24 protein-coding genes are annotated in these 25,160 nt (G+C 66.6%); 4 read left to right on the plus strand and 20 right to left on the minus strand.

Translation table 11 applies throughout. The features are described from left to right. Positions 1-110 precede the first annotated feature (110 nt). The 7 genes from bioF to CT3_RS05255 all read right to left on the minus strand — a co-directional run bounded on the left by bioF (position 111) and on the right by CT3_RS05255 (position 6,884). Positions 111-1,340: an 8-amino-7-oxononanoate synthase gene (gene bioF, locus CT3_RS05225; RefSeq protein WP_066539397.1), complete on the minus strand. Its 1,230-nt coding sequence runs from the start codon at positions 1,338-1,340 to the stop codon at positions 111-113. After that, positions 1,337-2,020 (minus strand): dethiobiotin synthase, encoded by a 684-nt coding sequence (bioD, locus tag CT3_RS05230; RefSeq protein WP_066539394.1) that lies wholly within the window; start codon positions 2,018-2,020, stop codon positions 1,337-1,339. Before bioD ends, bioF begins: the two co-directional genes overlap by 4 nt. Then, on the minus strand, positions 2,017-3,360 hold the full coding sequence (gene bioA, locus CT3_RS05235; RefSeq protein WP_066539389.1) for an adenosylmethionine--8-amino-7-oxononanoate transaminase: 1,344 nt from the start codon (positions 3,358-3,360) through the stop codon (positions 2,017-2,019). Before bioA ends, bioD begins: the two co-directional genes overlap by 4 nt. Positions 3,361-3,512: 152 nt before the next feature. Then, positions 3,513-4,520, minus strand: a complete 1,008-nt coding sequence (bioB, locus tag CT3_RS05240; protein WP_066539387.1) for a biotin synthase BioB — start codon at positions 4,518-4,520, stop codon at positions 3,513-3,515. A gap of 619 nt (positions 4,521-5,139) precedes the next feature. After that, a complete protein-coding gene (locus CT3_RS05245) occupies positions 5,140-6,069 on the minus strand; it encodes a segregation and condensation protein A (protein ID WP_066539385.1) in 930 nt (309 codons plus the stop codon). 95 nt (positions 6,070-6,164) lie between these two features. After that, positions 6,165-6,371, minus strand: a complete 207-nt coding sequence (locus tag CT3_RS05250) for a DUF3460 family protein (RefSeq protein ID WP_066539383.1) — start codon at positions 6,369-6,371, stop codon at positions 6,165-6,167. A gap of 36 nt (positions 6,372-6,407) precedes the next feature. Next, positions 6,408-6,884, minus strand: coding sequence for a hypothetical protein (locus CT3_RS05255; protein WP_066539380.1), 477 nt, complete (start codon positions 6,882-6,884; stop codon positions 6,408-6,410). Positions 6,885-7,031: 147 nt separating this feature from the next. Here CT3_RS05255 and bamE point away from each other — a divergent pair, with 147 nt between their 5' ends. The 3 genes from bamE to CT3_RS05270 all read left to right on the plus strand — a co-directional run bounded on the left by bamE (position 7,032) and on the right by CT3_RS05270 (position 9,819). Next, positions 7,032-7,535, plus strand: coding sequence for an outer membrane protein assembly factor BamE domain-containing protein (gene bamE / locus CT3_RS05260; protein ID WP_066539379.1), 504 nt, complete (start codon positions 7,032-7,034; stop codon positions 7,533-7,535). Between the two features lie 166 nt (positions 7,536-7,701). Then, positions 7,702-8,394: a YitT family protein gene (locus CT3_RS05265; protein WP_066539378.1), complete on the plus strand. Its 693-nt coding sequence runs from the start codon at positions 7,702-7,704 to the stop codon at positions 8,392-8,394. Between the two features lie 342 nt (positions 8,395-8,736). Then, entirely contained in the window at positions 8,737-9,819 is a 1,083-nt protein-coding gene (locus tag CT3_RS05270; protein WP_066539377.1) for a sensor domain-containing diguanylate cyclase, read from the plus strand. Positions 9,820-9,921: 102 nt separating this feature from the next. Here the strand turns inward: CT3_RS05270 and soxZ are convergent, their stop codons facing one another. The 13 genes from soxZ to CT3_RS05335 form a co-directional block, all read right to left on the minus strand. Beyond that, on the minus strand, positions 9,922-10,257 hold the full coding sequence (gene soxZ / locus CT3_RS05275) for a thiosulfate oxidation carrier complex protein SoxZ (RefSeq protein ID WP_066539375.1): 336 nt from the start codon (positions 10,255-10,257) through the stop codon (positions 9,922-9,924). 14 nt (positions 10,258-10,271) lie between these two features. Beyond that, positions 10,272-10,766, minus strand: a complete 495-nt coding sequence (locus CT3_RS05280) for a thiosulfate oxidation carrier protein SoxY (RefSeq protein ID WP_066539373.1) — start codon at positions 10,764-10,766, stop codon at positions 10,272-10,274. Between the two features lie 67 nt (positions 10,767-10,833). Beyond that, on the minus strand, positions 10,834-12,174 hold the full coding sequence (locus CT3_RS05285; RefSeq protein WP_066539371.1) for an FAD-dependent oxidoreductase: 1,341 nt from the start codon (positions 12,172-12,174) through the stop codon (positions 10,834-10,836). 367 nt (positions 12,175-12,541) lie between these two features. Beyond that, positions 12,542-13,600 carry a YeeE/YedE thiosulfate transporter family protein gene (locus CT3_RS05290; protein ID WP_066539369.1) on the minus strand — a complete coding sequence of 353 codons (1,059 nt, stop codon included), beginning with the start codon at positions 13,598-13,600 and terminating at the stop codon, positions 12,542-12,544. 3 nt (positions 13,601-13,603) lie between these two features. Next, positions 13,604-14,881, minus strand: a complete 1,278-nt coding sequence (locus CT3_RS05295; protein WP_066539367.1) for an NAD(P)/FAD-dependent oxidoreductase — start codon at positions 14,879-14,881, stop codon at positions 13,604-13,606. After that, complete coding sequence (locus CT3_RS05300) at positions 14,881-15,237, minus strand: c-type cytochrome (RefSeq protein WP_083520531.1); 357 nt, start codon at positions 15,235-15,237, stop codon at positions 14,881-14,883. Before CT3_RS05300 ends, CT3_RS05295 begins: the two co-directional genes overlap by 1 nt. 364 nt (positions 15,238-15,601) lie before the next feature. After that, positions 15,602-15,898 (minus strand): hypothetical protein, encoded by a 297-nt coding sequence (locus CT3_RS05305; protein WP_066539365.1) that lies wholly within the window; start codon positions 15,896-15,898, stop codon positions 15,602-15,604. A 13-nt stretch (positions 15,899-15,911) separates the two neighbouring features. Next, the gene (gene metG / locus CT3_RS05310) at positions 15,912-17,981 is read right to left on the minus strand and encodes a methionine--tRNA ligase (protein WP_066539363.1); all 2,070 of its coding nucleotides are present in this window, start codon (positions 17,979-17,981) and stop codon (positions 15,912-15,914) included. Between the two features lie 189 nt (positions 17,982-18,170). Then, entirely contained in the window at positions 18,171-18,728 is a 558-nt protein-coding gene (locus tag CT3_RS05315; RefSeq protein ID WP_066539360.1) for a TlpA family protein disulfide reductase, read from the minus strand. A 27-nt stretch (positions 18,729-18,755) separates the two neighbouring features. Next, on the minus strand, positions 18,756-19,847 hold the full coding sequence (locus CT3_RS05320) for a transglutaminase-like domain-containing protein (RefSeq protein ID WP_066539358.1): 1,092 nt from the start codon (positions 19,845-19,847) through the stop codon (positions 18,756-18,758). A gap of 264 nt (positions 19,848-20,111) precedes the next feature. Continuing rightward, entirely contained in the window at positions 20,112-21,905 is a 1,794-nt protein-coding gene (locus CT3_RS05325) for a sensor domain-containing diguanylate cyclase (protein ID WP_083520530.1), read from the minus strand. Positions 21,906-21,979: 74 nt separating this feature from the next. Next, positions 21,980-23,251 (minus strand): patatin-like phospholipase family protein, encoded by a 1,272-nt coding sequence (locus tag CT3_RS05330; RefSeq protein ID WP_066539544.1) that lies wholly within the window; start codon positions 23,249-23,251, stop codon positions 21,980-21,982. A gap of 75 nt (positions 23,252-23,326) precedes the next feature. Beyond that, entirely contained in the window at positions 23,327-23,902 is a 576-nt protein-coding gene (locus CT3_RS05335) for a restriction endonuclease (RefSeq protein WP_066539357.1), read from the minus strand. Positions 23,903-24,048: 146 nt separating this feature from the next. On the opposite strand from CT3_RS05335, the gene apbC reads away from it, so the two are divergent. Further along, entirely contained in the window at positions 24,049-25,140 is a 1,092-nt protein-coding gene (gene apbC, locus CT3_RS05340) for an iron-sulfur cluster carrier protein ApbC (protein ID WP_066539356.1), read from the plus strand. The last annotated feature ends 20 nt before the right edge of the window (positions 25,141-25,160 follow it).

Genomic DNA, 25,160 nt, shown 5'->3' on the forward strand with positions numbered 1-25,160 from the left:
GCGGCAGACCGGGCATGACCCGGTCTGCAACACTGCCGATTGTCAGGCCAAGAGCGGCCGCCACCGGGATGCCGGGGCTGAAAGCCGTTCACAGCCGGGTGCAAATCGGCTCACGCCAGGGCGGGTTCTGCGGTGGGCGCCAGCGCTGTCAGGGCGGTGAGCAGCAGCTGCACATCGGCTTCGGTGTGTGCGGCCGACAAGGCAATGCGCAGCCGTGCCGTGCCCGCGGGCACGGTGGGCGGGCGGATGGCCGGGACCCACAGACCGCGCTGGCGCAGGCCGTCCATCAGCGCCAGGGCGGCGGTATTGCTGCCCACCACCAGCGCCTGGATGGCGGTGTCCGACGGCAGCAGCCGCCAGCCGGTGTGTGCCAGCAGGGGCTGCAGCCCCTGGCGCAGCTGGGCAATGCGGGCCTGCAACTGGGTGCGCAGGCTGGTCTCGTGTTCCATCAACCGCAGGCTGGCCTGCAGCGCCCGCGCCAGCAAGGCGGGCGCGGCGGTGGCGAAGGTGTAGCTGCGTGTCTTCTGCAGCAGCCATTCCACCAGGACCTCACTGCCGGCCACAAAAGCCCCGGAGACCCCGGCCGCCTTGCTCAGCGTGGCCATGTACAGCACCCGGGGGGAGGCAGCGGCCCCCGTCAGCCCGGCGGCGGCCAGGCTGCCGCGCCCTTGCGGGCCCAGCACGCCCAGGCCATGGGCATCGTCCAGCATCAAGAGGGCATCGTGGCGTTCGCACAAGGCCAGCAGGCCGGGAATGTCGGCCACATTGCCGTCCATGCTGAACACGGCGTCGCTGACCACCAGCTTGCGCCGGCTGGTGCTGCCGGCCAGCAGCGCATCCAGCGCAGCGAGGTTGCCATGCGGATAGCGGTGGATGCTGGCGCGTGACAGCCGGCAGCCGTCGATCAAGCTGGCGTGGTTCAGGGCGTCCGAGAAGATGGCATCGCCCGCACCCACCAGCGCCGGGATCACGCTGGCATTGGTGGCAAAGCCGGCATAGAAGTACAGCGCACGCGGCAGCTGCACAAACTGCGCCAGATCGGCTTCCAGTGCGGCATTGGCCGTGCTGTGGCCGTTGACCATGGGCGAGCCGCCGGAGCCCACGCCAAAGTCCCAGGCGCCGGTGCAGGCTGCCTCGGCCAGGGCCGGGTGGCCGGCCAGGCCCAGGTAGTCGTTGCTGCAGAACTGCAGCAGGGGCTGGCCGTCCACGCGGATGTGCGCCCCCTGCAGCGGCGACACGGCACGGCGCGTGCGCAGCAGGTGCTGGGCGTCCAGCGCGGCCAGTTGCAGGGGGAGTTCGTCCAGCCAGGAACCGGTGGATGGTGCGGTGGTGGGGGTCATTGCCATTCCTGCGGGAGTTGTACGGATGCGGTGCGAGGATCGGGCCGGACCTGGTGGGGCAGGTCGGCCAGCAGCGGCGCACCCAGGCTGCCCAGTGCACGGCGCAGCGTGGCCAGGTTGTCTTCTGGGGCGAGCATGTGGGGGTCCATGCGGCTGCAGATCCAGCCGGCCAGCGGCAGGCCGCTGGCCCGGATGGCGTCGGCCGTCAGCAGCGCATGGTTCAGGCAGCCCAGGCGCAGGCCGACGACCAGCACCACGGGCAGCTGCAGCGCCACGGCCAGATCGGCAATCGACAGGCTGTCCGACAGTGGCACGCGCCAGCCGCCGGCTCCCTCCACCACCACGGCGTCGGACTGGGCGGCCAGCTGGTGGTAGGCGGACAGGATGGGGGGCAGCGTCACCTCCACCCCGGCGCGCTGGGCGGCGATATGGGGCGACAGCGGATCGGCCAACAGCACCGGGTTGTCCCAGGCAGCGGGCACTGCCAGCGTGGAGGCGGCGCGCAGGGCCAGCGTGTCTTCATTGGCCCAGCCGCCATGGCCGTCGGGCTCGGCCCCCGCGGCCACGGCCTTCATGCCGACCACGCGGGCGTGGTGGCGGCCCAGGGCGTGCAAGAGCGCGCAGCTGGCGAGGGTCTTGCCGACGCCGGTGTCGGTTCCGGTCACAAAGCAGCCGATCATGCGGCCTCCGTGCGCTGGCGCAGCGCGGCTTCCTGCTGCAAGCAGTCTTCCAGTGCCGCCAGGCTCGCGCGGCCCAGGTGGGCGATGGCGGGGGCGTCCAGCACATAGGGCGGCATGCAGTACAGCGTGCGACCGATGGGGCGCAGCAGCAGGCCGTGGCGCAAGGCCGCATGGTGGTAGCGCTGGGCAAAGTCGGGCAAGTCTGTGTCGATGTCCCAGGCCCAGACCATGCCCAGGTGGCGGGCGTGGCGCACGCGGGGGTGGGTGTTCAACGGTGCGAAGGCGGCGCTGATCTGCGCCGCCATGGCCTGGTTGGTGGTCAGCGCATCCCGCTGCGCAAACAGATCCAGTGTGGCGAGGGCAGCGCGGCAGGCCAGCGGGTTGCCAGTGTAGGAGTGGGAATGCAGGAACGCCCGTGCCGCATCGGTGCCGTAGAACGCCTGGTAGACGGTGTCGGTGGTGAGCACGACCGACAGCGGCAGCGTGCCGCCGGTCAGCCCTTTGGACAGGCAGATGAAGTCCGGCGTGATGCTCGCCTGCTGGTGGGCGAACAGGCGGCCGGTGCGGCCGAAGCCGGTGGCGATCTCGTCCACCACCAGATGCACTTGGTAGCGGTCGCACAGCTGGCGGGCCTGGCGCAGGTAGACGGCGTCGTACATCACCATGCCTGCGGCACACTGGATCAGCGGCTCCACGATCAGCGCGGCGGTTTCCTGGTGGTGGGCCTGCAGCCAGTCCTCCAGGGCGGCTGCCGCACGCAGGGCCACGTCGGCAGCGCTTTCCCCTGGCAAGGCGTGGCGTGCATCCGGGCTGGGCACGGTGGCTGACAGACGGGTCAGCGGGGCATAGGCACTGCGGAAAATCTCCACATCGGTGACGGACAGCGCGCCCACGGTCTCTCCGTGGTAGCCGCCCGCCAGGCCGACAAAGCGGTTCTTTTCGGGCCGACCCAGATTGCGCCAGTAATGGGCGCTCATCTTCAGTGCGATTTCGGTGGCCGAGGCGCCGTCGCTGGCATAGCTGGCGTGGCCCAGACCGGTGAGCGCGGCCAGGCGTTCGGACAGTTCCACCACCGGCGCGTGGGTGCAGCCGGCCAGCAGGATGTGGTCCAGGCGCTCCAGCTGGTCGGCCAGTGCGGCGCGGATATGCGGGTGGCCGTGGCCGAACAGATTGACCCACCAGGAGCTGATGCCATCCAGGTAGCGCCGTCCGTCGGTGTCGTACAGCCAGGGGCCGCTGGCGCGGTCAATGGCCAGCGGGGGCGCGGCTTCGTGCCGCTGCATGGGGGTGCAAGGGTGCCAGACGGCCGCCATGCTGCGGTGGGCAAGGGTAGAGGTCATGCGGAACTCCCTGGGCCAGGGCCGCAGCGCGGGGCTGCGGGAGTGGTCCGTGATGGTGGCAAAGAGCGCAGGGCGGCGGGGCCGTCCTACAGGGTGTGTGCCGCGGCGTTCACACGGGCCGGGCGCCGCGGCAGTCGATGGCGCGCAGGTCTTCAGGCGGCGGATGTCTGGGTTTGTAGGCCGTGCAGTCCCAGCTTGTGCAGCAGTTGGCGGTCGGCATCGGTATCGGGGTTGCCGGTGACCAGCAGCTTGTCGCCGTAGAAGATGGAATTGGCACCGGCCATGAAGCACAGGGTCTGCACCGCCTCGCCCAGTTGCTGGCGACCTGCCGACAGGCGCACGCGGGCCTGGGGCATGGTGATGCGGGCCACGGCAATCACGCGCACGAAATCCAGCGGATCGACGGGCTCGCTGTCGGCCAGCGGGGTGCCGGGCACGCGCACCAGGCTGTTGATGGGGACGGACTCGGGGTAGGGCTCCATGTTCGCCAGCTGGGCAATCAGCCCGGCGCGGTGAACCTCGGTTTCCCCCATGCCGATGATGCCGCCGCAGCACACGCTGATGCCGGCGTTGCGCACGGCGGCCAGGGTGTCCAGCCGGTCCTGGTATTGGCGGGTGCTGACAACGTCCCGGTAGTACTCGGGTGCGGTGTCCAGATTGTGGTTGTAGTAGTCCAGCCCGGCGTCGTGCAGTGCCTTGGCCTGGTGCGGCTGCAGCATGCCCAGCGTGGCGCAGGTTTGCAGGCCCAGCCCCTTCACGGCGCTGATCAGCAGGTTCATTTTTTCGATGTCGCGGTCCTTGGGCGCGCGCCAGGCGGCGCCCATGCAAAAGCGCGTGGCCCCGGCGTCCTGTGCGGCCTTGGCCGCGCGGGTGACCTCTTCCACGCTCATCAGCTTGTCGGCCTGCACGCCGGTGTCGAATTCGGCCGACTGCGGGCAGTAGCCGCAGTTTTCGGGACAGCCTCCAGTCTTGACCGACAGCAGCGTGGCCAGCTCGATCTCACCGGCCGGCCAGTGCTGGCGGTGCACGCTCTGGGCCTGGTGCAGCAGGTCCAGAAAAGGCAGGTCCAGCAGGGCCTGGATGGCGTCCACCGACCAGCGTTGGCCGGTCGTGCCGACCGCCTGTGCAGCGGGCCGGGTGACGGGCTGGTGCCAGTGCATGGCCTGTGTGGCAGGCGGGGAAACAGCGGCAGCAGGGGCGCGGGGGGCAGCGTGGCTGGCGCAGTCCGTGGAAGAGGTGGCGTGCGGCATGGCGAAAGCTCCGGGTCGAACAGGGAATGCCGGGCATTGTGGGCATGCTGCAGCGGGTGCAAATTGCGCCAGATGGCGCTGAATGGTCCGCGTGGCGCCAGCGTGTTTTTTGGGGAGAGGTTGAGCGTGGTTGAAGGGGTGTTGCTGCAGATTGCATGCAAGGTGGCTGCATCTCCGCGCAAATGGTGGTCAATTTCCCCTCCGCTGCCCGTTGTGGCGCTGCCAAACCGACCGGGTTGGACGGTGTTGCCGCTGTTTTCGCTGCGGAAATCGGTCTCCCGGTTAGTGGTTGCAAAAAGCGCCAGCGCTGTGACGGCCTTGGTGACCAGGTCTGGCGGCTTTGGGGAAGAAAAAAGCCGCCGCAATTCCGAGCGCAGGGCCCGGGTATGGCCTGCGCAGCAGGGTTTGGCGGTGGTGGTAGTGCACTGGCGTGCAGCGCCAGCGGGTGCTGCATGGCGGGCAGGTCCTCACCCCCGGCTGCGCGCAGCGCGACGGGGCCGAAAACAAGGGCCGGAACGTGGAGGGAGACTCAGTCCGTCGAGTACACGCCTTCGTCGGCGTCCAGCGGGGCCAGCACGGGCTCGACAGGGCGATAGGCCAGGCGCACATAGATGGGTGCGTAGGCCTCTGCCTGGGTGATTTCGATCAGGGTTTCCTTGCCCAGCTCCAGCAGCGCGATAAAGGTCACCACCAGCACGGTGCTGCCTTTTTCGGGCACGAAGATGTCCTCGAACGGTACAAAGCGGCGGCCCTGCAACTGCTTGAGGATCTGGCTCATGTACTCGCGCACCGACAGTTCTTCGCGGGTGATGCGGTGGGCCTGGACCAGCTTGGTGCGTTTGAGGATGTCCTGCCAGGCTGCCTGCAGCTCGGAGACCTCCACATCCGGAAAGCGCGGCTGCAGGCTTTGCTCGATGTAGACCTGGGCCTTCAGAAAGTCGCGGCCATACTGCGGAATCTGGCCCAGCTGGGCGGCAGCGAGCTTGATCTGCTCGTACTCCAGCAGACGGCGCACCAGTTCGGCACGCGGGTCTTCGGCTTCTTCCTCCCCCTCTTTCTTCTTGGGGGGCAGCAGCATGCGCGACTTGATCTCGATGAGCATGGCGGCCATCAAGAGGTATTCGGCCGCCAGTTCCAGGTTGCGCGTGCGGATTTCGTCCACATAGCGCAGGTACTGGGCGGTGACATCCACCATGGGGATGTCGAGGATGTTGAAGTTCTGCTTGCGGATCAGATACAGCAACAAGTCCAGCGGGCCTTCAAAGGCCTCGAGGAAGACCTCCAGCGCATCCGGCGGGATGTAGAGGTCATTGGGCAGGTTGAACAGCGGCTCCCCGTACAGGCGTGCCAAGGCCACCTGGTCCACCACGTCGGGCAGGCCGTCGGGCGACAGGGGCGTGAGTGCGGACGACGCGGCCAGCGCGTCGTTGTCACCGGCCTGGGAGGCGCGCTGCTTCATGGGTGCTGCAATTCAAGGAGCCGCGGGTGCGCACGGGGTGGCGCACGCGGCCCGTAGGACTGTGCAGGGTACACAGCCGGGCAGACCGCCTGGGATCAGCTGGCGTTGGTCTGGTAGACGTAGGGCTTCTGGGCCACCTGGGCCTGGGCGGTGTCTGCCGCCACTTCATAGTTCACGTTCTTGTCCCACAGCAGGGCGCGACCGGCCAGCTGCTGGGATTCCAGCGCGGGGTTCTGCTTCTTCAGCTCGTTCAGGAACTGGGTGGTTTCGGATTGGTAGTCGGGACGGCGGAAGATGGACATGTGGGTAAACCTCTCAGAAGAGGGGATTTTAGCGGTTCACGGGCGGATCGCCTGGCGAGCGTCGTCCAGGCTGTCCTGGGCGAAGGCCTTGCACTCCTCGGAGGCCAGAGGGTGGTGCAGCAGCTGCTCCAGCACGGCGGCGTAATCGGCCGGGCGCACCGGATTGGGGCCGCAGGGCAGATCCAGCCCCTCGGCACGCACGGCGCGGTCCAGCCAGCCCATGACCTGCACGCTGGGCTGGCGCTGCAGCGAGGCCAGCAACGCCGGGGTGTAGGCGGTCAGCGGGTGTTCTTCAATCAGGCTGCCGAACGGGCCGGGGCCGCCGTAGTCCAGCGTGGGATAGGTTTCGATCAGCTGCAGGATCTGGGGCAGAAGTTGCTCCAGGGGCTGGGCGGCCAGCTGTTCCATGTGGTCGTACACGGGGTCGATCACCAGCCATTTGTTGTCCTGCTGCAGTGCTTCAGCGGCACAGGCGTGAAATTGGGCGAACAGATCGGGCAGGGAAGCAGACATGGGCGGGCGGATACTCAGTGAAAGAACGTCATCATGCCCTGTTCGCCGGGCGGAACTGCCAAGGTGCTGCGCGCAGCGGGCCTGCAAGCCCGCTAGACTGGCGGGACTGTATGGTTGCAGTGCAGCATGATGGACAGGACAAAGCCCATGAAATCTTTCTCGCGTATCGCAGGCATGCTGGCGGCCGTGGCGCTGGGCGCCGTGGGCCTGGTGGGCTGTGACCAGCACAAGATCGACAAGTTGGAAGAAGGCCTGTCCACCGAAGCCGATGTGCGTGCCGAATTCGGGGAGCCGGCCTATGTGTGGAACGAGTCTGACGGCTCGCGCACCTTTGAATACAACCGCCAGCCAGCCGGTCACCGCAACTACATGGTCACCATCGGTCCGGACGGCAAGATGAGCGCGCTGCGCCAGGTGCTGGCGCCGCACATGTTCGAAAAGATCCAGCCCGGCATGACGGACGAGCAGGTCCGCCGCATGCTGGGCATGCCGGCCAAGCGCATGCGGTTTGCACTGAAGCAGGAGACGGACTGGGACTGGCAGTGGATCGACCCGCCCAACCGCGAGATGGTGTTCACGGTGACTTTCAGCGACGAAGGCCGGGTGATCCGCAGCGCTTCGGTGCAAAAACGCGCGTCAGGCGAGCACTGACCGCGGTGTGGCCCCGGATGTGCGTGGTGATTGCACCACGGCAGTGAATGGGGTTGCTGCGTTGCAGCAAAATACGGGCTGAGCGACGTGCTTGCAGGCATTCATCTTGCAAGCGTTTTTTTGCCGGCGGCACAACTGCCGGTGCAACGTCGCAAAGGTCCATACCATGGCTCACACTGTCACTGCATCCACCTCCGCCCCCCTGGCGGCCGGCGTTTCTGCCGGCACCGCCTCCAGCCCCCTTGCAGCGGCTGAACCCCCTTCCGGCCTACGCCACGGCACTTTCGAAGATGCCCAGGCCCTGTTCACCGGCTCCCTGTTTGTGGGCATCACCATGATGATGTTCTCCCAGGCCGGGCTGCTGACGGGTAGCACGGCCGGTCTGGCCTTTGTGCTGCACTACGCCACCGGCTGGCCGTTTGGTGCGATTTACTTTGCCATCAATATCCCGTTTTACTGGTTTTCCTGGAAACATATCGGCCGGGTATTCACGATCAAGACATTTGTAAGTGTGGGCATACTTTCGTTGATTATGGAGCTGGGACCCCGCTTCATCCACATCGATTATCTGCACCCGGTGTTTGCGGCCATCGCCGGCGGTCTGCTGATGGGCACCGGCATCCTGTTTCTGGCACGCCACCGCTCCAGCCTGGGCGGGGCCACCATTGCCTCGCTGTACCTGCAGGAACGCTATGGCATCCGCGCCGGCAAGGTGCAGATGGCCATCGACTGCACGGTGGTGATGCTGGCGCTGTGGGTGGTGCCGTGGGAGCGCGTGGCCTGGTCCGTGCTGGCGGCGGTGGTCATGGGCGTGTTTCTGGCGGTGAGCCACCGGCCAGGGCGCTATCGCGGCATCTAGGGCTGGGAGGTTTTTCCTCCGTCCATCGATAAAAGGCCTCGCAAGAGGCCTTTTTTTGTATCCCTGCAATCACATGGAATGCACTCGGGAATTGATAAATGAACTGTATTGCAATCTGAGTTTCTATAATTAAAAGCTAATAAATAATAAAAGCGTCAGCGGGTGCCAAGCGCCGGCGCGCTTGGCACATCAACCGCAGCCGCAGGCCACCGTGCCACAGGGAGGAGACAGGTCGAGCCCATGCTTGATCGGCCCTGCAGAAGGTTGCACACCTTCCGTGGATCACACCGTATGGCCGCAAGTCACACCGCTGTTGCCCCGCGCGCCCATTGGGCGGTGCGCATGAACTGGAAAAACCGCAGCACCTCGTTCGCCTTGCTGGGCCTGGCCCTGGGCAGCCAGGTGCAGGCCCAGCACGGTGCGGTCTGGCTGTGGGGGCTGCTGGTGCTGCAATTTCTGGTCTATCCCCACCTGCTGTATGTGCGCGGCCTGTATGCCGACCACCCGCGCAAGGCCGAAGTGCAGCACATGCTGGCCGATGCGCTGTGCTTTGGTGCCTGGGCGGCGGTGCTGGACTTTTCGCTGTGGGTGAGCTTCATCCTGTTCGTGGGGGCCAGTGTCAATCTGCTGGCGTTCCGCAGCTGGCTGGGCTGGCTGGAGGCCCTGGTGGCCATGGCGGTGGGGGTGTTGCTGGTCGGTTTGGTGCGCCCGCTGCACTTTGTGCCCGACAGCAGCATGCTGACCACGGTGCTGTGCATGGCCACGCTGATGGCGTTTCTGGCGGTGTTTGCTCAGAACAGCTACCGGCGTGCCACCGTGCTGCACCAGCAGCGCAGCCAGTTGCGCAACAAGCTGGAAGAGATCCGTGCACTCAAGGACCGCCTGACCGAGCAGGCCGAGCGCGACCCGCTGACCGGCCTGCTCAACCGCCGCATGCTGGAAGACAGCCTGCCGCGTCTGCTGGAGTCCTGCCGGGTGCGCCAGACCAGCCTGGCGCTGATGCTGCTGGACGTGGATTTCTTCAAGCAGACCAATGACCGCCACGGCCATGCGGCGGGCGACCAGTTGCTGCAGTCTCTTGCCCGCCACCTGCAGCATTCCTGCCGGTCGCAGGACATGGTGTTCCGCTACGGCGGAGATGAGTTCCTGGTGCTGTTTCCCGATACGCCGATCGAGGCCGCCTGGGAGCGTGCCCAGACGCTGCGCCAGGCATTTGCCGGCAGCCCGCGGCGGCTGGAGCGCCATACGGTGCATGCCACGTTGTCGTGCGGGCTGGCGGCGTTTCCCGTCCATGCCGGCCAGGCCAAGGCCTTGATGGAGCGTGCGGACGATGCGCTCTATCGGGCCAAGGCCCTGGGGCGCAACCGCGTGGCGGTGTATGCCGCATGCCAGCCGGATGCGCGCACAGCCTGCACCGTGCTGTAAGCGCCGGGTCGCCGGCAACCGCGGACATGAAAAAGCCCCGCAGAGCGGGGCCGAGGCCGGGGGAAAGGGGGGGGTGCGCCTTGCATGGCGCATGCTGCGGCGTCAGGCCACGGTGATGGCTTTTTCGGCTTTCAGCGTCTGGCCGCCGTCATCCTTCCAGTGGAAGTGCAGCGTGCCGCTCTGGCGGGCCAGGAAGGTGAATTCGATGTAGGGGTTCTGGGCCACGGAGATGCCGGGCGTCCAGGCAAACAGCAGGGCATCGTCCAGCCGGGCTTCAAAGCGGTTGACGATGTTGCGCGGGCGCAGCTTGCCGGTGGCCGGGTCGGTGCGCAGGCCGCTTTCCATCACATGTTCGATCTGTGCGCGCACGCGCAGCACTTCGCCCTTTTTGGGGCTGGCATTGCTGACCCAGATGCGGGGGGGCTTGGAAGGGTTCATGGAGGCTCCTTGGCTCACATGCCGCAGCCGCTGGCGGCAACGGTGACGGCCTGCTTGGCCACCAGTACCTTGCCGCTTTTCATGCGGGCCAGGGCGTGGATGGTCTGCGTTTGCGACAGGCGCACGCGCACGGCGGCTTCGGCCGTGCCCGTCAGCGCGGTGAAGTGCAGGCGGCAGGTCAGCGGCGAGGGGTTGAGTTCGGCCAGCACGATGATTTCCTCGCACCAGTCCTGCTCGGTGATGGGGGCCGTGACTTTCACCTTGACCGGCACGGCGCTGGGGTTGTCGGCCAGGGCCGGCACGTCCAGCTGCAGGCCGTCGGCCACGGGCGTGGCACTGCCGGTGAACTGGTCCACCTGCTTCTTGAATTCGGCCGGATTCGGGGCCAGCGGGCCGACCAGCGGCGCCTTGGCGCCGGTCGCGCTGCTTTGCTGGGCCAGTGCGGCCACCGGCAGGGCCAGCGCTGCCGCGCCCAGTACCAGGCTTCTGCGGGAGGTGTGGTGAAGCATGAAGTCGGTCTACCTTTTTTGCTATCGGTCGCTATGCAGAACCCGGGCGGCATCCCGCCCGGAGGGCTTACACGCCCAGGAAGTCGCTGAACTTGCTGTTGATCCAGGCAAAGTCTTCCTTGACCAGGTCGGGCGTGCGTACGTCCATGTCGATCTGGTGCTGGATCACATTGCCGCTGGCGGCGTCCACTTCGTACTCGAACTTGACCGAGATTTCCTCCTGCGGATCCCCGTTGACCATCATGTAGCACAGGTTGTCCGGCAGCAGCGGCGTGACTTCCTTGCCTGCCACGCGCTGGGCAATGTTCTTGGCCACGATCTTGCCGATGTAGTTGGCCACGTGGCCGCTCTTGGGGTAGTGGCCGAACTGGGGCGAGATGGCACCCATCAGGTCGCCCACAAAGTAGACGCGGTCGTCGGTCTTGGCATGGTAGAGGCGGTTGTGCATATCGGCCCAGCCGGTGGGCTTGCCGGTGGCCGGGTCCTTGCCGATCAGGTCGGCCTGCCAGACCATGTCGGCCGCCTGGTGCGGCGGCATCAGGATGGCATCGTCGAACTTGAATTCGCCGGCGGCGGTCTTGATCTTCTTGTTGAAGGGGTCGACTTCTTGTACTCGCGCATTGGGCACGTGGGTGATGATGTCCGGATACAGCTCTTCGAAGGCCTGCTGGTAGCCCATGCTGATGGGGGCGATCTTGGGCTTGGGATCCAGGATCAGGATCTTGCCGGGGATCTTGTTCTTCTTGATGTGCCAGGCAATCAGGCAGGCGCGCTCGTAGGGCGAAGGCGGGCAGCGGTGCGGCGGCGGTGGCAGGGTCATCACCAGCGTGCCGCCCTTGAAGTTCTTGACCTTGCTCTTGAGCGACAGCATCTCCTGGTTGGGGATGTAGGCGTTGGGGAAGTGCGTGCGCGTGTATTCAATGGCGCGCTGGTCGTTGCCGAACCAGGCTTCGTAGTCGTTGCGGATACCGCCCGACAGGATCAGGAAGTCGTATTCGATCAGGCCATGGCTGGTGCGCACCAGCTTCTGGTCGCGCTCGAAGCCGGTCACCTCGGTCTGCAGCAGCGTGTAGCCGTACTTGTTGGCCGGGTGCAGCATGTCGCGGTTGACGAAATCGGTGTTCACGATGTCGATCAGCCACTTGTTGCTCATCGGGCCGGACCAGAAGGTCGCATTGCGCTCCAGCAGCACCACTTCGGATGTCGGCATCAGCTCGCGCAGGTAGCGCGCCGCCGTCATGCCGCCCCAGCCGCCGCCGCAGATCACGATGCGCGGGCCCTTGCCCTGGCGGGGCAGGATGCGCGACTGGGGTGTCAGGATGGCTGGTGCGGCCAGGGCCAGCGAAGGCGCTGCGATGGCGGCAGCCGCCATGACGGGCGGACGGGTCAGAAAGTGGCGACGTTGCATGTGGCGGGACCTTGCAAAAGAAAAAGAATGACGCAGACCAAAAGGCAGCGCAGCGGCCCGGCAGCCAGCCCGGTTCCAGGCGCCCCGGAGACACCGCCGCGCACCAGCGCAGCAGCAGCCAGGGGCCTGGCGGCGGCAGCCAGCGCCGATGCGATCAGCGAAGGCGTCAGCAGGGGGATGTGGTCGGTGGGCGCAGGGTGGAACACCCCGGCAAGGCTGGGCAGGCAGACGGTATCCGGGGATCCGTCACAGCCGTCACGCGGCACATACAGCACTGTCTGATGCGCGGATTCTAGGACAGCGACCGGACGGTACCGCACCGCTGTGGTGCGTATGCCGCAGTGGTGTGGCGTGAGAGTGTGCTCACTTATCGCAAAGTGACCGGAAGCAGGCGCAGTGCCAGCCAGGCGCCCAGCACAATCCCGACTGCGGCGGGCAGGCTGGCCACTGCCAGGGTGGACAGCCCGCTCAGGCCCTGACCGATGGAGCAGCCAGCCGCCAGCACCCCGCCCAGGCCCATCAAGGTGCCGCCCAGTGCCGACGCTGCCAGGCGTGGCGTGCTGTCAAACCCCTCCCACCGGGCGCTGCGGTCCAGCAGTGCGCCCGCTGCGGCGCCGGCCAGAATGCCGGCGGCCAGGGCCGGGCCCCAGCTGAAGTCGCGCCCCACGGCCAGCTGCAGGTAGAGCAGGCTTTCGGACACCGGCGCAATCAGGCTCAGCGAGGTGGTGGGTGTGGGCTCGAACGGGTCCACCCCCACATGGCTGCTGATCCACCAGCCGGCGGCCACCAGAGCGCCGATGGCCCCAGCACCCAGCCATTGCACCGGGCTGCGGCGCAGAGCGGGGTTCCAGAATGCATAAACGAGCAGTGCTGCCGCGGGCAGGGCGGTGCACAGCGCCAGTGCCGTGGTGCTGTTCCCGCCCGCTGCGGACAGGACAGCAGGCAGGGTGCTGTGTTCCAGCGCCACCGCACCCAGGTTTTGCCACCACTGGCGCAGCGGTGCCAGCACGCCGGTGAACGTCGCCTGGGCCGCCAGGCCCAGAAACACCAGCGTGACCAGCGCGCGCAGATTGCCTCCTCCCAGCAGCACCAGGGCCCGCGCACCGCAGCTGCGTGCCAGCACCATGCCCACACCGAACAGCGCACCGCCCAGCAGCACGCCGGGCACCGAGAACTGCGTGCGCACGATGGGCGCCAGGCTCCAATCCAGCTGGCCGGCCCAGACCAGGGCCTGGGTGCCCAGCAACGCCACCGCCAGGGCCAGCGCAAAAGCCTGCAGCGCCGGCGCGCTGCCGCGTGCGGCATCGCCATCCAGCCCCTGCGCCTGGCGCAGGCCGCGCAGCAGGCAGAAACGGCTGAGCCGTGCGGCCAGACCGAAGGCGCAGCCCAGAGCGAATGCGGCAGCCAGCTGGGTGGAGGGCGGCATGGATCAGCGGTCCCAGATGTCGGTGCTGATGGCCTTGTACCAGGCCGAGCCGTAGTCGGCCTCGGCCTTGCGGAAGGCGGCATTGCCATCCAGCGGGCTCACGCCACCGGAGTTGGGCACTTCGATCAGCTTGCCTTCCTGGGCGCGGTAGACCCCTGCCACGGAGATGCCGTAGTCGTTGCCGATCAGGCTGTAGCAGGTGTTGGCGTACGAGGCGGCGGGCAATGGCTGGCCGGTCAGCTCGGCCGCAATGGCCGCAGCGGCCACCTTGCCCTGGGTGTTGGCGGCAAAGCCCGATTTGGGCATGGGGGCGGCGATGGTGGCATCGCCCAGCACATAGACGTTCGGCACCTTCGAGGATTCGAACGATTCGGCCTTGACGGGCACCCAGCCACTGGCGTCCGTCACGCCAGCGCGGTCGGCGATGAAGCCGGCTTTCTGGGGCGGGATGACGTTCAGCACATCGGCCTTGTGCTTGGTGCCGAAGGCGGTTTCCACTTCCAGGTTCTTGGCGTCCGCGCGGGTGACCTTGCCGTCGTCGGACTGCTTGACCCACTCGATCATGTCGCCGTACAGCGCCTTCCAGCCCTGGATGAACAGCCCTTGCTTGGAGAAGGCGTCCTTGTCGTCCAGCAGCAGGATCTTGCTCTTCGGTTTGTGCTGCTTGAGGTAGTGGGCCACCATGGCGGCGCGCTCGTAGGGGCCGGGCGGGCAGCGGAAAGGGTTGGCGGGGATCACCATGACAAACTTGCCGCCATCGGGCATGGCTTCCAACTGCTTCTTCAGCAACTGGGTCTGCGGGCCCGCCTTCCAGGCATGGGGGGCCAGCTGCGAGGCAGCCTCGTCATAGCCTTCCAGCGCGTTCCAGCGCATGTCCACACCGGGCGAGAGCACCAGCTTGTCGTAAGAGAGTGCCTGGCCGTTGGACAGCAGCACCCGGCGGGTGTCGGTCAGCACATGGTCGGCACGGGCGTGGACCACGTGCACGCCGGCCTTGCGCAGCCCGTCATAGCTGTGGCCGATGCTCTCCCAGCTGCGCAGGCCGGCCAGGTACAGGTTGGAGAAGGGGCAGGTGTAAAAGCGTGCGGCAGGCTCCACCAGCGTGACACGCAACTGGGGGGCTAGCTGGCGCAGGTAGCGGGCGGCGGTGGCTCCACCAAAGCCGCCGCCGATCACCACCACATGGGCGGATGCGGCCTGGGCGCGGACGATAGACGGCAGGGCCAGGCTGGTGACGCCGGCTGCGGCACCGCCCAGCATTTGACGACGGTTGAATTGCATCACTTGCCCTCCTTGCTGAACCATGCGGCCAGCGCCTTGATTTGTTCGTCTTCGTAGCCCTTGGCCAGGCGGGTCATCACGGTGGCATCCTTGGCAGTGCCGGCCTTGAAGGCCTGCAGGCGTTGCAGCAGATGGGCCTCGCCCACACCGCGCAGCTGTGGAATGCCGCCCGTCGAACGGCCGTCGGGTCCGTGGCAGTTGGCGCAGGTGGCTGCCAGCACCGCCACATCCTGGGCGCGCAGGGGGGCGGGTGCGTCGGTGGCGGCCTGGGCGTGGAATGCCGTCGTCAGGGCAAGCACGGGCCAGAGCGCCAGGACAGCACGGGGGGCTCGGGAAGAGCGAAATGCAAGAGGCATGGGGTCTCCTGAAGAGTCTGTGGGGCAAGGCCATCGCAGGCATCCGCATCCTAGGGAAAAGCCTGGCTGCTTGGACGTCCTGGCGACAGGGGGACGCGGTGGCACCCAGGGTGCAGGCTCTCGCGGCCTTGTCGCCCGCCGCAAGCAAAGCGGTGGGTGGGCGGATTCTAGGAACAGACGCAGCGGCACAGCGGCCAATAACGGAGCACTGTTACAGGAAGTTATTGGTTATTTATTTATGCCGCTGCAATGTGCTTGGCCGTGCCGGCGCTGGTGCGTACAGGCAGTGAATGGCATGGCGTCCGCTGCAGCATGGGGCGGCGCAGCACGCTGTTTGTCTGTGGAGCGCTGGTGCGCTGTGGAATCACTGTTGTGGGGCCGATGCCACCGGTGCCACTGCGTCACGGTAGTGCACGTTCACGCCGGAGGTGTCGGGCGGGTCGTCGTCCATCAGCGCATCGGCGGCCTTGCCCACGCCTTTGCCGACGATCTTGGCCGTGCCGATCGCGGCGTCGGCCGCCAGACCCACGGCACCGGCCGTCACGCTGATGGCCGTGCCCGCCACGGCGATCACGGTACAGCCGGAGAGTGGCAGCAGCGCACAGAAAAAAGCCCCGGCGGCCAGGGACCGCAGGGGCTGGGTGATGGGCGGAAAGCGCATCAGGGTCTGGGCATCAGCCGATGCGCATGCCCGGCTGGGCGCCCGGGAAGGGCTCCAGCACATAGATGCCGGGCTCGGCCTTCTCGTCCGCGTGGCTGGCGGCCAGCACCATGCCTTCGCTGATGCCGAACTTCATCTTGCGCGGTGCCAGATTGGCCACCAGCACCGTCAGCTTGCCTTCCAGCTGTTCCGGGCGGTACATGCTGGCGATGCCGCTGAACACATTGCGCATCTTGCCTTCGCCGGCGTCCAGCGTCAGCTGCAGCAGCTTGGTCGAACCTTCCACGGCCTTGCATTCGACGATCTTGGCAATGCGCAGGTCGATCTTGGCAAAGTCATCGATGGTGATGGTGGGCGCAATTTCTTCGCCACCGGGCTTCACCGCTTCCACCACGGGAGCTGCGGGTGGCTCGAACAGGGCGTCGAGCTGCTCTACCACCACGCGCTGCATCAGGTGTTCGTACTTGCCGATGCCATGGCCGGCACCCAGCAAGGTGGCAGCATCGGCAAACTGCAGCGGCTGCACGTTCAGGAAGGCTTCGACCTGCGTGGCCACGGCGGGCAGCATGGGCTTGAGGTAAATCGTCAGCAGGCGGAAGGCTTCGATGCAGGTGGTGCAGACATCCTGCAGGCGGGCGTCCATGCCTTCCTGCTTGGCCAGTTCCCAGGGCTTGTTGGCATCCACGTAGCTGTTGACCTTGTCGCACAGCAGCATGATTTCACGGGCCGCACGGGCCGTGTCGCGGCCCTCGTAGGCGGCCACGATGGCGTCCTTCTGCTCGCGCAGCGCTGCCAGCAGGGTCTGACCGTCTTCGCTGACCGCACCCAGCTTGCCTTCAAAGCGCTTGCTGATGAAGCCGGCAGCGCGCGAAGCGATGTTGACGTATTTGCCGATCAAATCGGAGTTGACCCGCAGCATGAAGTCTTCGGGGTTGAAGTCGATGTCTTCGTTGCGGCCATTGAGCTTGGCACCCAGGTAGTAGCGCAGCCACTCGGGATTCATCTTGAGGGACAGGTACTTCAGCGGATCCAGTCCGGTGCCGCGGCTCTTGCTCATCTTCTCGCCGTTGTTGACGGTCATGAAGCCGTGCACGCAGATCCGGGTCGGCGTCTTGCGGCCGCTGAACTTCAGCATCGCAGGCCAGAACAGTGTGTGGAAAGTGATGATGTCCTTGCCGATGAAGTGGTACTGCTCCAGGTCGGGATCGGCCATGTAGGCGTCGTAGTCCTCGCCGCGCCGGTTCAGCAACTCCTTCAGCGATGCCAGATAGCCCACGGGCGCGTCCAGCCACACATAGAAGTACTTGCCCGGTGCATCGGGGATCTCGATGCCGAAGTAGGGCGCGTCGCGGCTGATGTCCCAGTCATCCAGGCCTTCGCTGGTCGAGCCATCGGGGTTGGTGCGCACACCGAACCATTCCTTGATCTTGGCCGCCACTTCGGGCTGCACATGCTTGCCGTCCTGCGTCCACTCGGTCAGGAACTCGACGGCGCGCGGGTCGGACAGCTTGAAGAAGAAGTGCTCCGAGGTCTTGAGCACGGGCGTGGCGCCTGACAGGGCCGAGAACGGGTTGATCAGGTCGGTGGGTGCGTAGACCGAGCTGCAGACTTCGCAGTTGTCGCCGTACTGGTCCTTGGCGTGGCAGCGCGGGCATTCGCCCTTGATGAAACGGTCGGGCAGGAACATGTTCTTCTCGGGGTCGAAGAACTGTTCGATGGTGCGGGTTTCGATGAAGCCGGCCTGCTTCAGGTCCAGGTAGATCTGCTTGGACAGCGCGTGGTTTTCCGGGCTGTCGGTGTTGCTCCAGTTGTCGAAGGCGATGTGAAAGCCGTCGAGGTAGGGCTTGCGGCCGGCGGCGATGTCGGCCACGAACTGCTGGGGCGTCTTGCCGGCTTTCTCGGCGGCAATCATGATGGGAGCGCCGTGGGCGTCATCGGCACCCACGAAGTTGACCGCATTGCCCTGCATTCGCTGCGCACGCACCCAGGTGTCGGCCTGGATGTACTCCATGATGTGGCCGATGTGGAAGTTGCCGTTGGCGTACGGCAGGGCGGTGGTTACGAATAACTTTCGTTGAGACATAGGGTTGCGGAACTTTCTGATCGCTGAGGGGCGCACGGCAGGAGGCCGGGCACCGGTTCTGGTCACGTGGACGGCTGTTGCCAGCCGTCTGCGCCCCGCGGCGCACCAGAACCGACCAATTCTAGGCGTTTGTGGCGCGGGCCGGTCGCACGGGGATTCTGGTGTGGGGGTGCGGCAGGCGCCGGGGGCTCAGCCCTGCAGCACCGTCTGCAGCGCGGCTTGCACGTCCGCGCCCAGCCAGTCGATTTCGCCCATGTGCCAGAAGCGCGCTCGGCCCTGGGCATCGATCACAAAACTGGTCGGCAGGGCCATGCCGCCCCAGGCAGGCAACTGGGTCTGGCTGCGGTCGAGCAGCACATCGCCGTGGAAAGGCACGGTCTGCAGAAATTGCAGCACGCGTGCCGGCATTTCGCCGTGGTTGACGGCCAGCACGCGCAGGCCCCGGGCCTGGTGGCGGACCAGCAACTGGTTGAACTGGGGCATTTCCAGGCGGCAAGGCGCGCAGTAGGTGGCCCAGAAATTGAGAATCAGGGGGGCGCCCGCGAAGTCCGGCAGGCTGCGGCTGTGCCCGTCCAGCGCCAGGGCTTTAAGGGCCGGCGTGGCCTGGCGGGCAGGCCAGGGCGCCAGCCGACCCACAACCTGGGCAGGCGGCGACGCAGTGGCTTCACGGGCCAGGGCATGGCTGCCCCAGGTCCCCCCCAAGGCACCGGCCAGCAGTTGCAGGCAGCGGCGGCGGTTGGGGGGCATGGAGTGCACCGTGTCAGCAAGGGCTGGTCAGGCCAGCTTCTTGGAGGTGATGCGGTAGGCGAAGTGCACGGGGTCCAGGCTGTCCAGGCGGCCCTGGGCGGTTTCGCCGTGGGGGTACATGAAGAAGCCCACGGTCTTGTCCGCACCGGGCAGGCGCACATCGGCGGCCGTGTTGTAGGCCATCCAGTTGCCTTCCCAGCCGCCGAACAGCATGGCGCGGGCAGCGCGCACCTTGGGGGCGTCCTTGGGCAGGCCGCCGGGTTGCTCTTCCAGCGCGACCTTGGCGACGTCGGCGGGATCGACAGGCACCCAGCCGTAGCCGTCGGCGTAGAACTCGGCGCGGCAGTGCTGCGCCTTGGAGATGTCGCCGCTCTTGCCCAGGCTCTTGAAGCCGTGCACGGAATCGTCCACGCGCACGCCGTACACGTCGCGGGCTGGCACGCCGCTGGCGCGCGAGAGGGCCGTGAACAGGCCGTTCAGGTCGGCGCACTTGCCGGACAGATTGCCGCTGGTCAGCGTGTAACGCACATCGCCCGTACCGCAACCGGCCACGGATCCGTTGCGTGTGCAGTTGGCCACCATCCAGTCATAAATGGCGCGGGCCTTGCCCACGGCATCCTGGGGCTTGCCTGCCTCGGCCTGGATCTTGTCGGCGGTTTCCTTGACGATGCCGTCCAGCGGTGCCAGCGAAGTGGGCTGCAGGTAGGGCCGCAGCTGCGCGGCCGACAGCTTGCGGGCGGTGCCGGCATTGCCCAGGTCGGTGGCGCGGTCCAGCACGGCGATGCGGCTGGTCACTTCCACGGTGTGGGCGGCGCTGGCATCGGCCCATTGCACGGCGATCATGCGGGCATCGGTGCCGGGGACGCGGTACAACTCGGCCTTGGTGGCACCGGGGGCGTTGAAGGACACGTCCACCGTGCGCTGGTAGCCCGGCAGTTCGGCAGCGGGCACAGGGATCCACACTTTGGACTGGGCGGTCTTCTCGCTCAGGTCGACGGTGGTGGTGATCTCGAAATTGCGCCATCCGGCGGTCGTGCCGGAGACGGCGGCGAAGACGGAGCCAAAGCTGCCTGCGGACGCAGCAATGGTGGAGAGTTGGATAAATTGGCGGCGTTGCATGTGAAAGTCCCTCACAAGTGGTGGTGATCGAAACACTTGCACATCCCGCCTGGCTGAATGGGGCGTCGCAGCACGACCGCCTCCAGGGCGCAAGGTTGCTCGGTCGCCGGAGGGCAATGGTGCAAGCGGGCTTCATGTCCGGGCAGCATCCATCGTTCCACACTGCAGGACCTGCAAGAGTGGCGCGATCGTAGCACCGGGCTGCCGACTGTGGCGGGGCCCTCCGGGATCACCCTTGCAGGAATGAGACCGTCCGGTGTGCGCCTAGCGCGCAGGGGTGCTGCGCCGGGCCTTGTCCTGGTACATCTGCTGGTCGGCCTGGCGTAGCAGGGTCTGCACATCCTGGCCGTCCGCCGGGTACAGCGCAATGCCCACCGAGGCACCCAGGTGGACGGTTTCTCCGGCAGGAATGCCTTCCAGGGTGGTCAAGGGGGCGCTGAGCGTGGCGACCAGCTTGTCCGCCAGGGCGCGCGCCATCTCCGGCGTCTCCACGCCGCGCAGCACCACCACGAACTCATCGCCGCCCAAGCGGGCCACATGGTCCGCTGCACGCACCTGCTGGCGCAGGCGCTGCGCCACTTCGGCAAGTGCGCGGTCGCCGTTGTCATGGCCCCAGCGGTCGTTCAATGCCTTGAACAGGTTCAGGTCCATGAACAGCAAGGCGAAAGGCTGGGCCGATGCGGCATCGCCTGCCGTCAGCGCGGCCAGCACATGCTGCAGGGCGCTGCGGTTGGACACGCCGGTGAGGCGGTCGGTGAACAGTTCCTGACGCATGCCCTGGAAAGTGCGTGCCAGATCACCCAGTTCATCGGTACGGCGCGAATCGATGGGGGTGTCGATGGCCCCCTGGCCCATGCTGCGCACGGCCTCCGAGAGCTGGTGCACCTCGTCGGCCACCTTACCGAACACGCGCATGCCCATGATCAGGGCGCAGGCCAGTGCCAAGACCCCCGCGATGGTCACCATCTCCACCAGGTTGGACACATCGGCCAGCATGGCGGTGCGGGGCACGGCCACCACGGCCACCCAGTTCATGCCGGCACCGTCCAGCACGCGGCGGTACGCCACCAGCAGGTTGTTGCCCTGGCTGTCCTGCATGTGCATGGTCTTGCCGGCCACGGAGGATTCATCGTCGCGGGCCGGCACGTTGAACAGATGGCGAATTTCCTTGTACACGCCCTCCATCAGCGGATCGTCCACGCTGTGCACGGAAATGCGCTCCATCTCCCCGTTTTCCTTCTGGCGCACATTGGCCATGCCCGAGGCCGCCACCAGATCGCCGCTGGGTTCGATGATGAAGGCGCGTCCCTGCACGCTGTTGCCCAGTTCATTGACAAAGCGGTTCAGGGCCAGCAGCGACACATCGGTGGCCACGACGCCCTGGAATTCGCCGCGGGTGTCGAGCACACGGCGTGCGCGCGTCACGACCAGATCGTGCGCGCTGAAGTCGATGTAGACCGAGGTCCAGGTGTGACTGGGGGACGCCTGGGCTTGCTGGAACCAGGGCCGTGTGCGGGGATCGAACAGCCCTTTTTCCGTGAAAAGGAATTGCTCTTCGCCATCGATCTGTTCCAGCCGGAAATAGCGCCGGTGGGCCGTCGATTCGGTTTTGATCCGTAGCTCGGCCGCATGGTCGTGCAAACGCTTCAGGCCTGCGCCTTGCCCACGCAGATTGCCGTAGTACACATAGTCATTGGTGCTGGGGTGCAGCGTGGTGGCGGCCCACAGGCGGGTGCGCAGATCGCTCCACCCGTCTTCGATGCGGTCCGGCGCAGGCATGCCGGTGGGGAAGACGGCCTCCAGCACCGCACCGGAGCCGCTGACATGGTGTACCACCGACTGGCCGATGCGGTTCACCATCTCCTGCAGCATGCGCTCCGTCAGTGATGACACGGTGCGGGCACCGGCCCAGTAGGTGATGCCGCCGATGGTCGCGGTCAGCAGCACGATCAGGCCCACATAGGGCAGCAACAGGCTCAGCTTGAGCGTGTTGTTCCAGGACTTGGTGGAGACCGGCGCAGCAGCAGCGGGAGGGGCAGGGGCGGGGGAGTCGGGCATGGCAAGGAAAGGCGGGGCGGGCCGACGACGCAGCCACCGCCGGAAAACATCGCATTGTGGTGACAAAAGCCTGGTTACAGCGGTAAGCCTCGGTGCCGGGCCAGGTTGTGGTGCAGCGGAACTGCAACACCCCGATCGTGCCAGCCGAAAAACCGCACCACGTCTTCCCGCTTGGCCAGCGTGTCGGCGCGGCCCAGTGTCATCAGTGCGTGGATGTAGGGGGGGGTGAACATCAGGTAGCTGGCCAGGGCTGTGCTCTGGGCTTCGGGGTGCTGGCTGTCCACCCCCAGCACGCGCAGGAGGTTGCGCATGCCCTGCGGCAAGGCCGGGAGGTGGGCGGCCGCCAGTCTGTCCAGCCGGTCGCTGGGGTTGATGACCAGCAGTTCCAGCGGCCGCAGGTTGCTGCGGGCACGTTCGGCTGGGGGGATCAGCGACAGCGTCTGGTTGATACGCAGGGCGCGCTCCACGTCCAGTGGCAGGGTGTCCAGAAAGATGCTGGACAGCGCATGGCCGGCCATCTGTGCCAGGCTGGGGTAGTTGGCCGGCGGGAGCGGCGCCATGGACGGCTGTTCCCACATGCGGCCTGCACCCACCACCAGCACGCGCTGGGCCCCCAGATGGATCACCGGGGACAGTGGCGCGGTGTGGCGCATGGCGCCATCGCCAAAGTATTCCTGCGGGGCATGGTGTGGCAGCGGGCTGGCGGGAAACACGAACGGAATGGCAGACGAGGCCAGCAGGTGCTCGTGGGTCAGCGTGGTGCGGCGCGAACTGCGCTGGGAGCGCTTCCAGGGTTCCAGCTCGACCCGGGTGTCAAAGAACGTCACATGCTCGCCCGTGGTGTAGCTGGATGCGGTGACGGCCAGCGCGTGCAGGTAGCCATGGTCCAGCAGGCTGGGGATGCGATGCATGGGCAGCAGCTGTTGCAGGCGCTGGCGCAGCGGGCTATTGTCCAGCAGGGAGCGGGGGCGCATGCGGCGGCGGCTGGGCATGGCCCAGCCCAGCGCCAGCATGCCCAGCCAGTGCATGCCGGTGCGCAGCAGGCTGGGGTGGTCGGCCCGGTAGACGCTGCCTACATCCAGGGCGCGCCAGTGGCTTGCCAGGCGTTGCACGGCCAGGTCAAAGTGGTCGGCCCCGCAGGCCAGGGCCGTGGCGTTGATGGAGCCTGCCGAGGTGCCGGCCAGTACGCCGAAGGGGTTGGGCGTGTGGTGGGCGTAGCAGGCACGGCGCAGATCGGAAATGGCTTCCAGCACGCCGACCTGGTAGGCCGCACGCGCACCGCCACCCGACAGCAGCAAGGCCGTTGTCGGCAGCGCGTACTTCGGTGAAGGAGGAATGGCAGGCATGGCCTGCACAGTATGGCGCCGGGGAGGGGGGATGACAGTGCGGGCATCCCCCAGCGGTTGGTGCCGGCGGGGCCGTCAGGCCGAAGGGGAGGATTTGGCCTTGGCCAGCAGACCGGCCAGATCGCTGTCCTGCAACACGACGATGTTCTGGTCGCGGGCAAAGGCGCGGGCGTTGTCGTGCAGCGGCTGCAGGGCAATGTAGACCGCGTCCTGCAGGCCTTCGGCGCTGCGGGCGTTGTCCAGCAGCTTCAGCGGCTCCACGCCGTGGTGGGCGGCCTTCCAGCGCTTGGCGCAGACCAGTGCGGTCTTGCCCTGGCGTTCCAGGCGGAAGTCGGCAGCCGGGCTGCCGATGCGCTGCACGGTATAGCCCTCGGCCTTCCAGGCCGCTTCCAGCGTGGCGGAGAACTGGCTCCAGTTCTGGGCTGCGGCCAGGTCCAGCATGGCCTGCACGCGCGCCGGGCTGGGGGCATTCAGCTGCCGCACCAGGGCCACGATGCCCACGGCGAAGAACGGTGTGGCACCCAGTGCGCCCACCAGCTTGTAGTCCGGCGGCAGCAGGGCCAGGGCCAGCAGCACGATGGCCCCGGTGATGGCAAAGCTGATCCACCAGCGCGAGCGCAGCAGGATGGCGAACAGGGAGTTGGGGGCCATTTGGAACTTCACGGAGGGGACCTTTGTCGTCGGGGAATGCGCGAACGGAAGCCGGAGATTCTCCCGCATGCGCAGGGGGTGCTGTGCTTCGATAGACTAATCGACCCATACGTACAACAAACGTTCCCCTTCGAACCTCCAGAAGAATGTCACTCACCGAATCCAGCCTGCTGGCGGCGCTGACCAGCGTCCAGGACCCCCATACCGGCAAAGACTTTGTCAGCACCCGTGCCGTGCGCAATGTGCAGATCAGCGGTGGGGATGTCGCCTTTGATGTGGAACTGGGCTACCCCGCCCAGAGCCTGGTGCCCGAGCTGCGCCGCGCCTTCATTGCGGCCGCCAAGACGGTGGCGGGCGTGGACAATGTCTCGGTCAACATTTCCACCAAGATCCAGTCGCACTCGGTGCAGCGCGGTGTGCAGCTGCTGCCGGGCGTGAAGAACATCATCGCCGTGGCGTCGGGCAAGGGCGGCGTGGGCAAGAGCACCACTTCGGCCAATCTGGCGCTGGCGCTGGCCGCCGAAGGCGCGCGCGTCGGGGTGCTGGATGCCGACATCTACGGGCCCAGCCAGACCATGATGCTGGGCGTGTCCGGCAAGCCGGAGAGCTCCGACGGCAAGACCATGGAGCCCAAGATCAACCATGGCGTGCAGGTGATGTCCATCGGCCTGCTGGTGGACAACGACCAGGCCATGATCTGGCGCGGCCCCATGGCGGTGCAGGCGCTGGAGCAGATGCTGCGCCAGACCAACTGGAAAGACCTGGACTATCTGATCATCGACCTGCCGCCTGGCACCGGTGACATCCAGCTGACCCTGAGCCAGCGCGTGCCGATGACTGGTGCCGTGGTGGTGACCACGCCGCAGGACATTGCCCTGCTGGACGCCAAGAAGGGCATCCAGATGTTCGAGAAGGTGGGCGTGCCCATTCTGGGCGTGGTCGAGAACATGGCCATGCATGTCTGCAGCAACTGCGGCCATGTGGAGCACATCTTCGGCAACGGTGGCGGCGCCCGGATGGCGGCCGACTACCACATCGACTTCCTGGGCTCGCTGCCCCTGTCCATGCAGATCCGTGAACAGGCCGACAGCGGCACGCCCACGGTGGTTGCCTCGCCGGACAGCGAAGCCGCCCAGATCTACAAGAAGCTGGCACGCGATGTGGCGGTGAAGGTGGCACAGAAGGCCAAGGACTTCTCGGCCAAGTTCCCCACCATCACGGTGAGCCAGAACACCTGATCGGTACAGGGCAGGCGCCA

This window comes from Comamonas terrigena NBRC 13299 (genome assembly GCF_006740045.1).
Classification (GTDB): Bacteria; Pseudomonadota; Gammaproteobacteria; order Burkholderiales; family Burkholderiaceae_C; genus Comamonas; species Comamonas terrigena.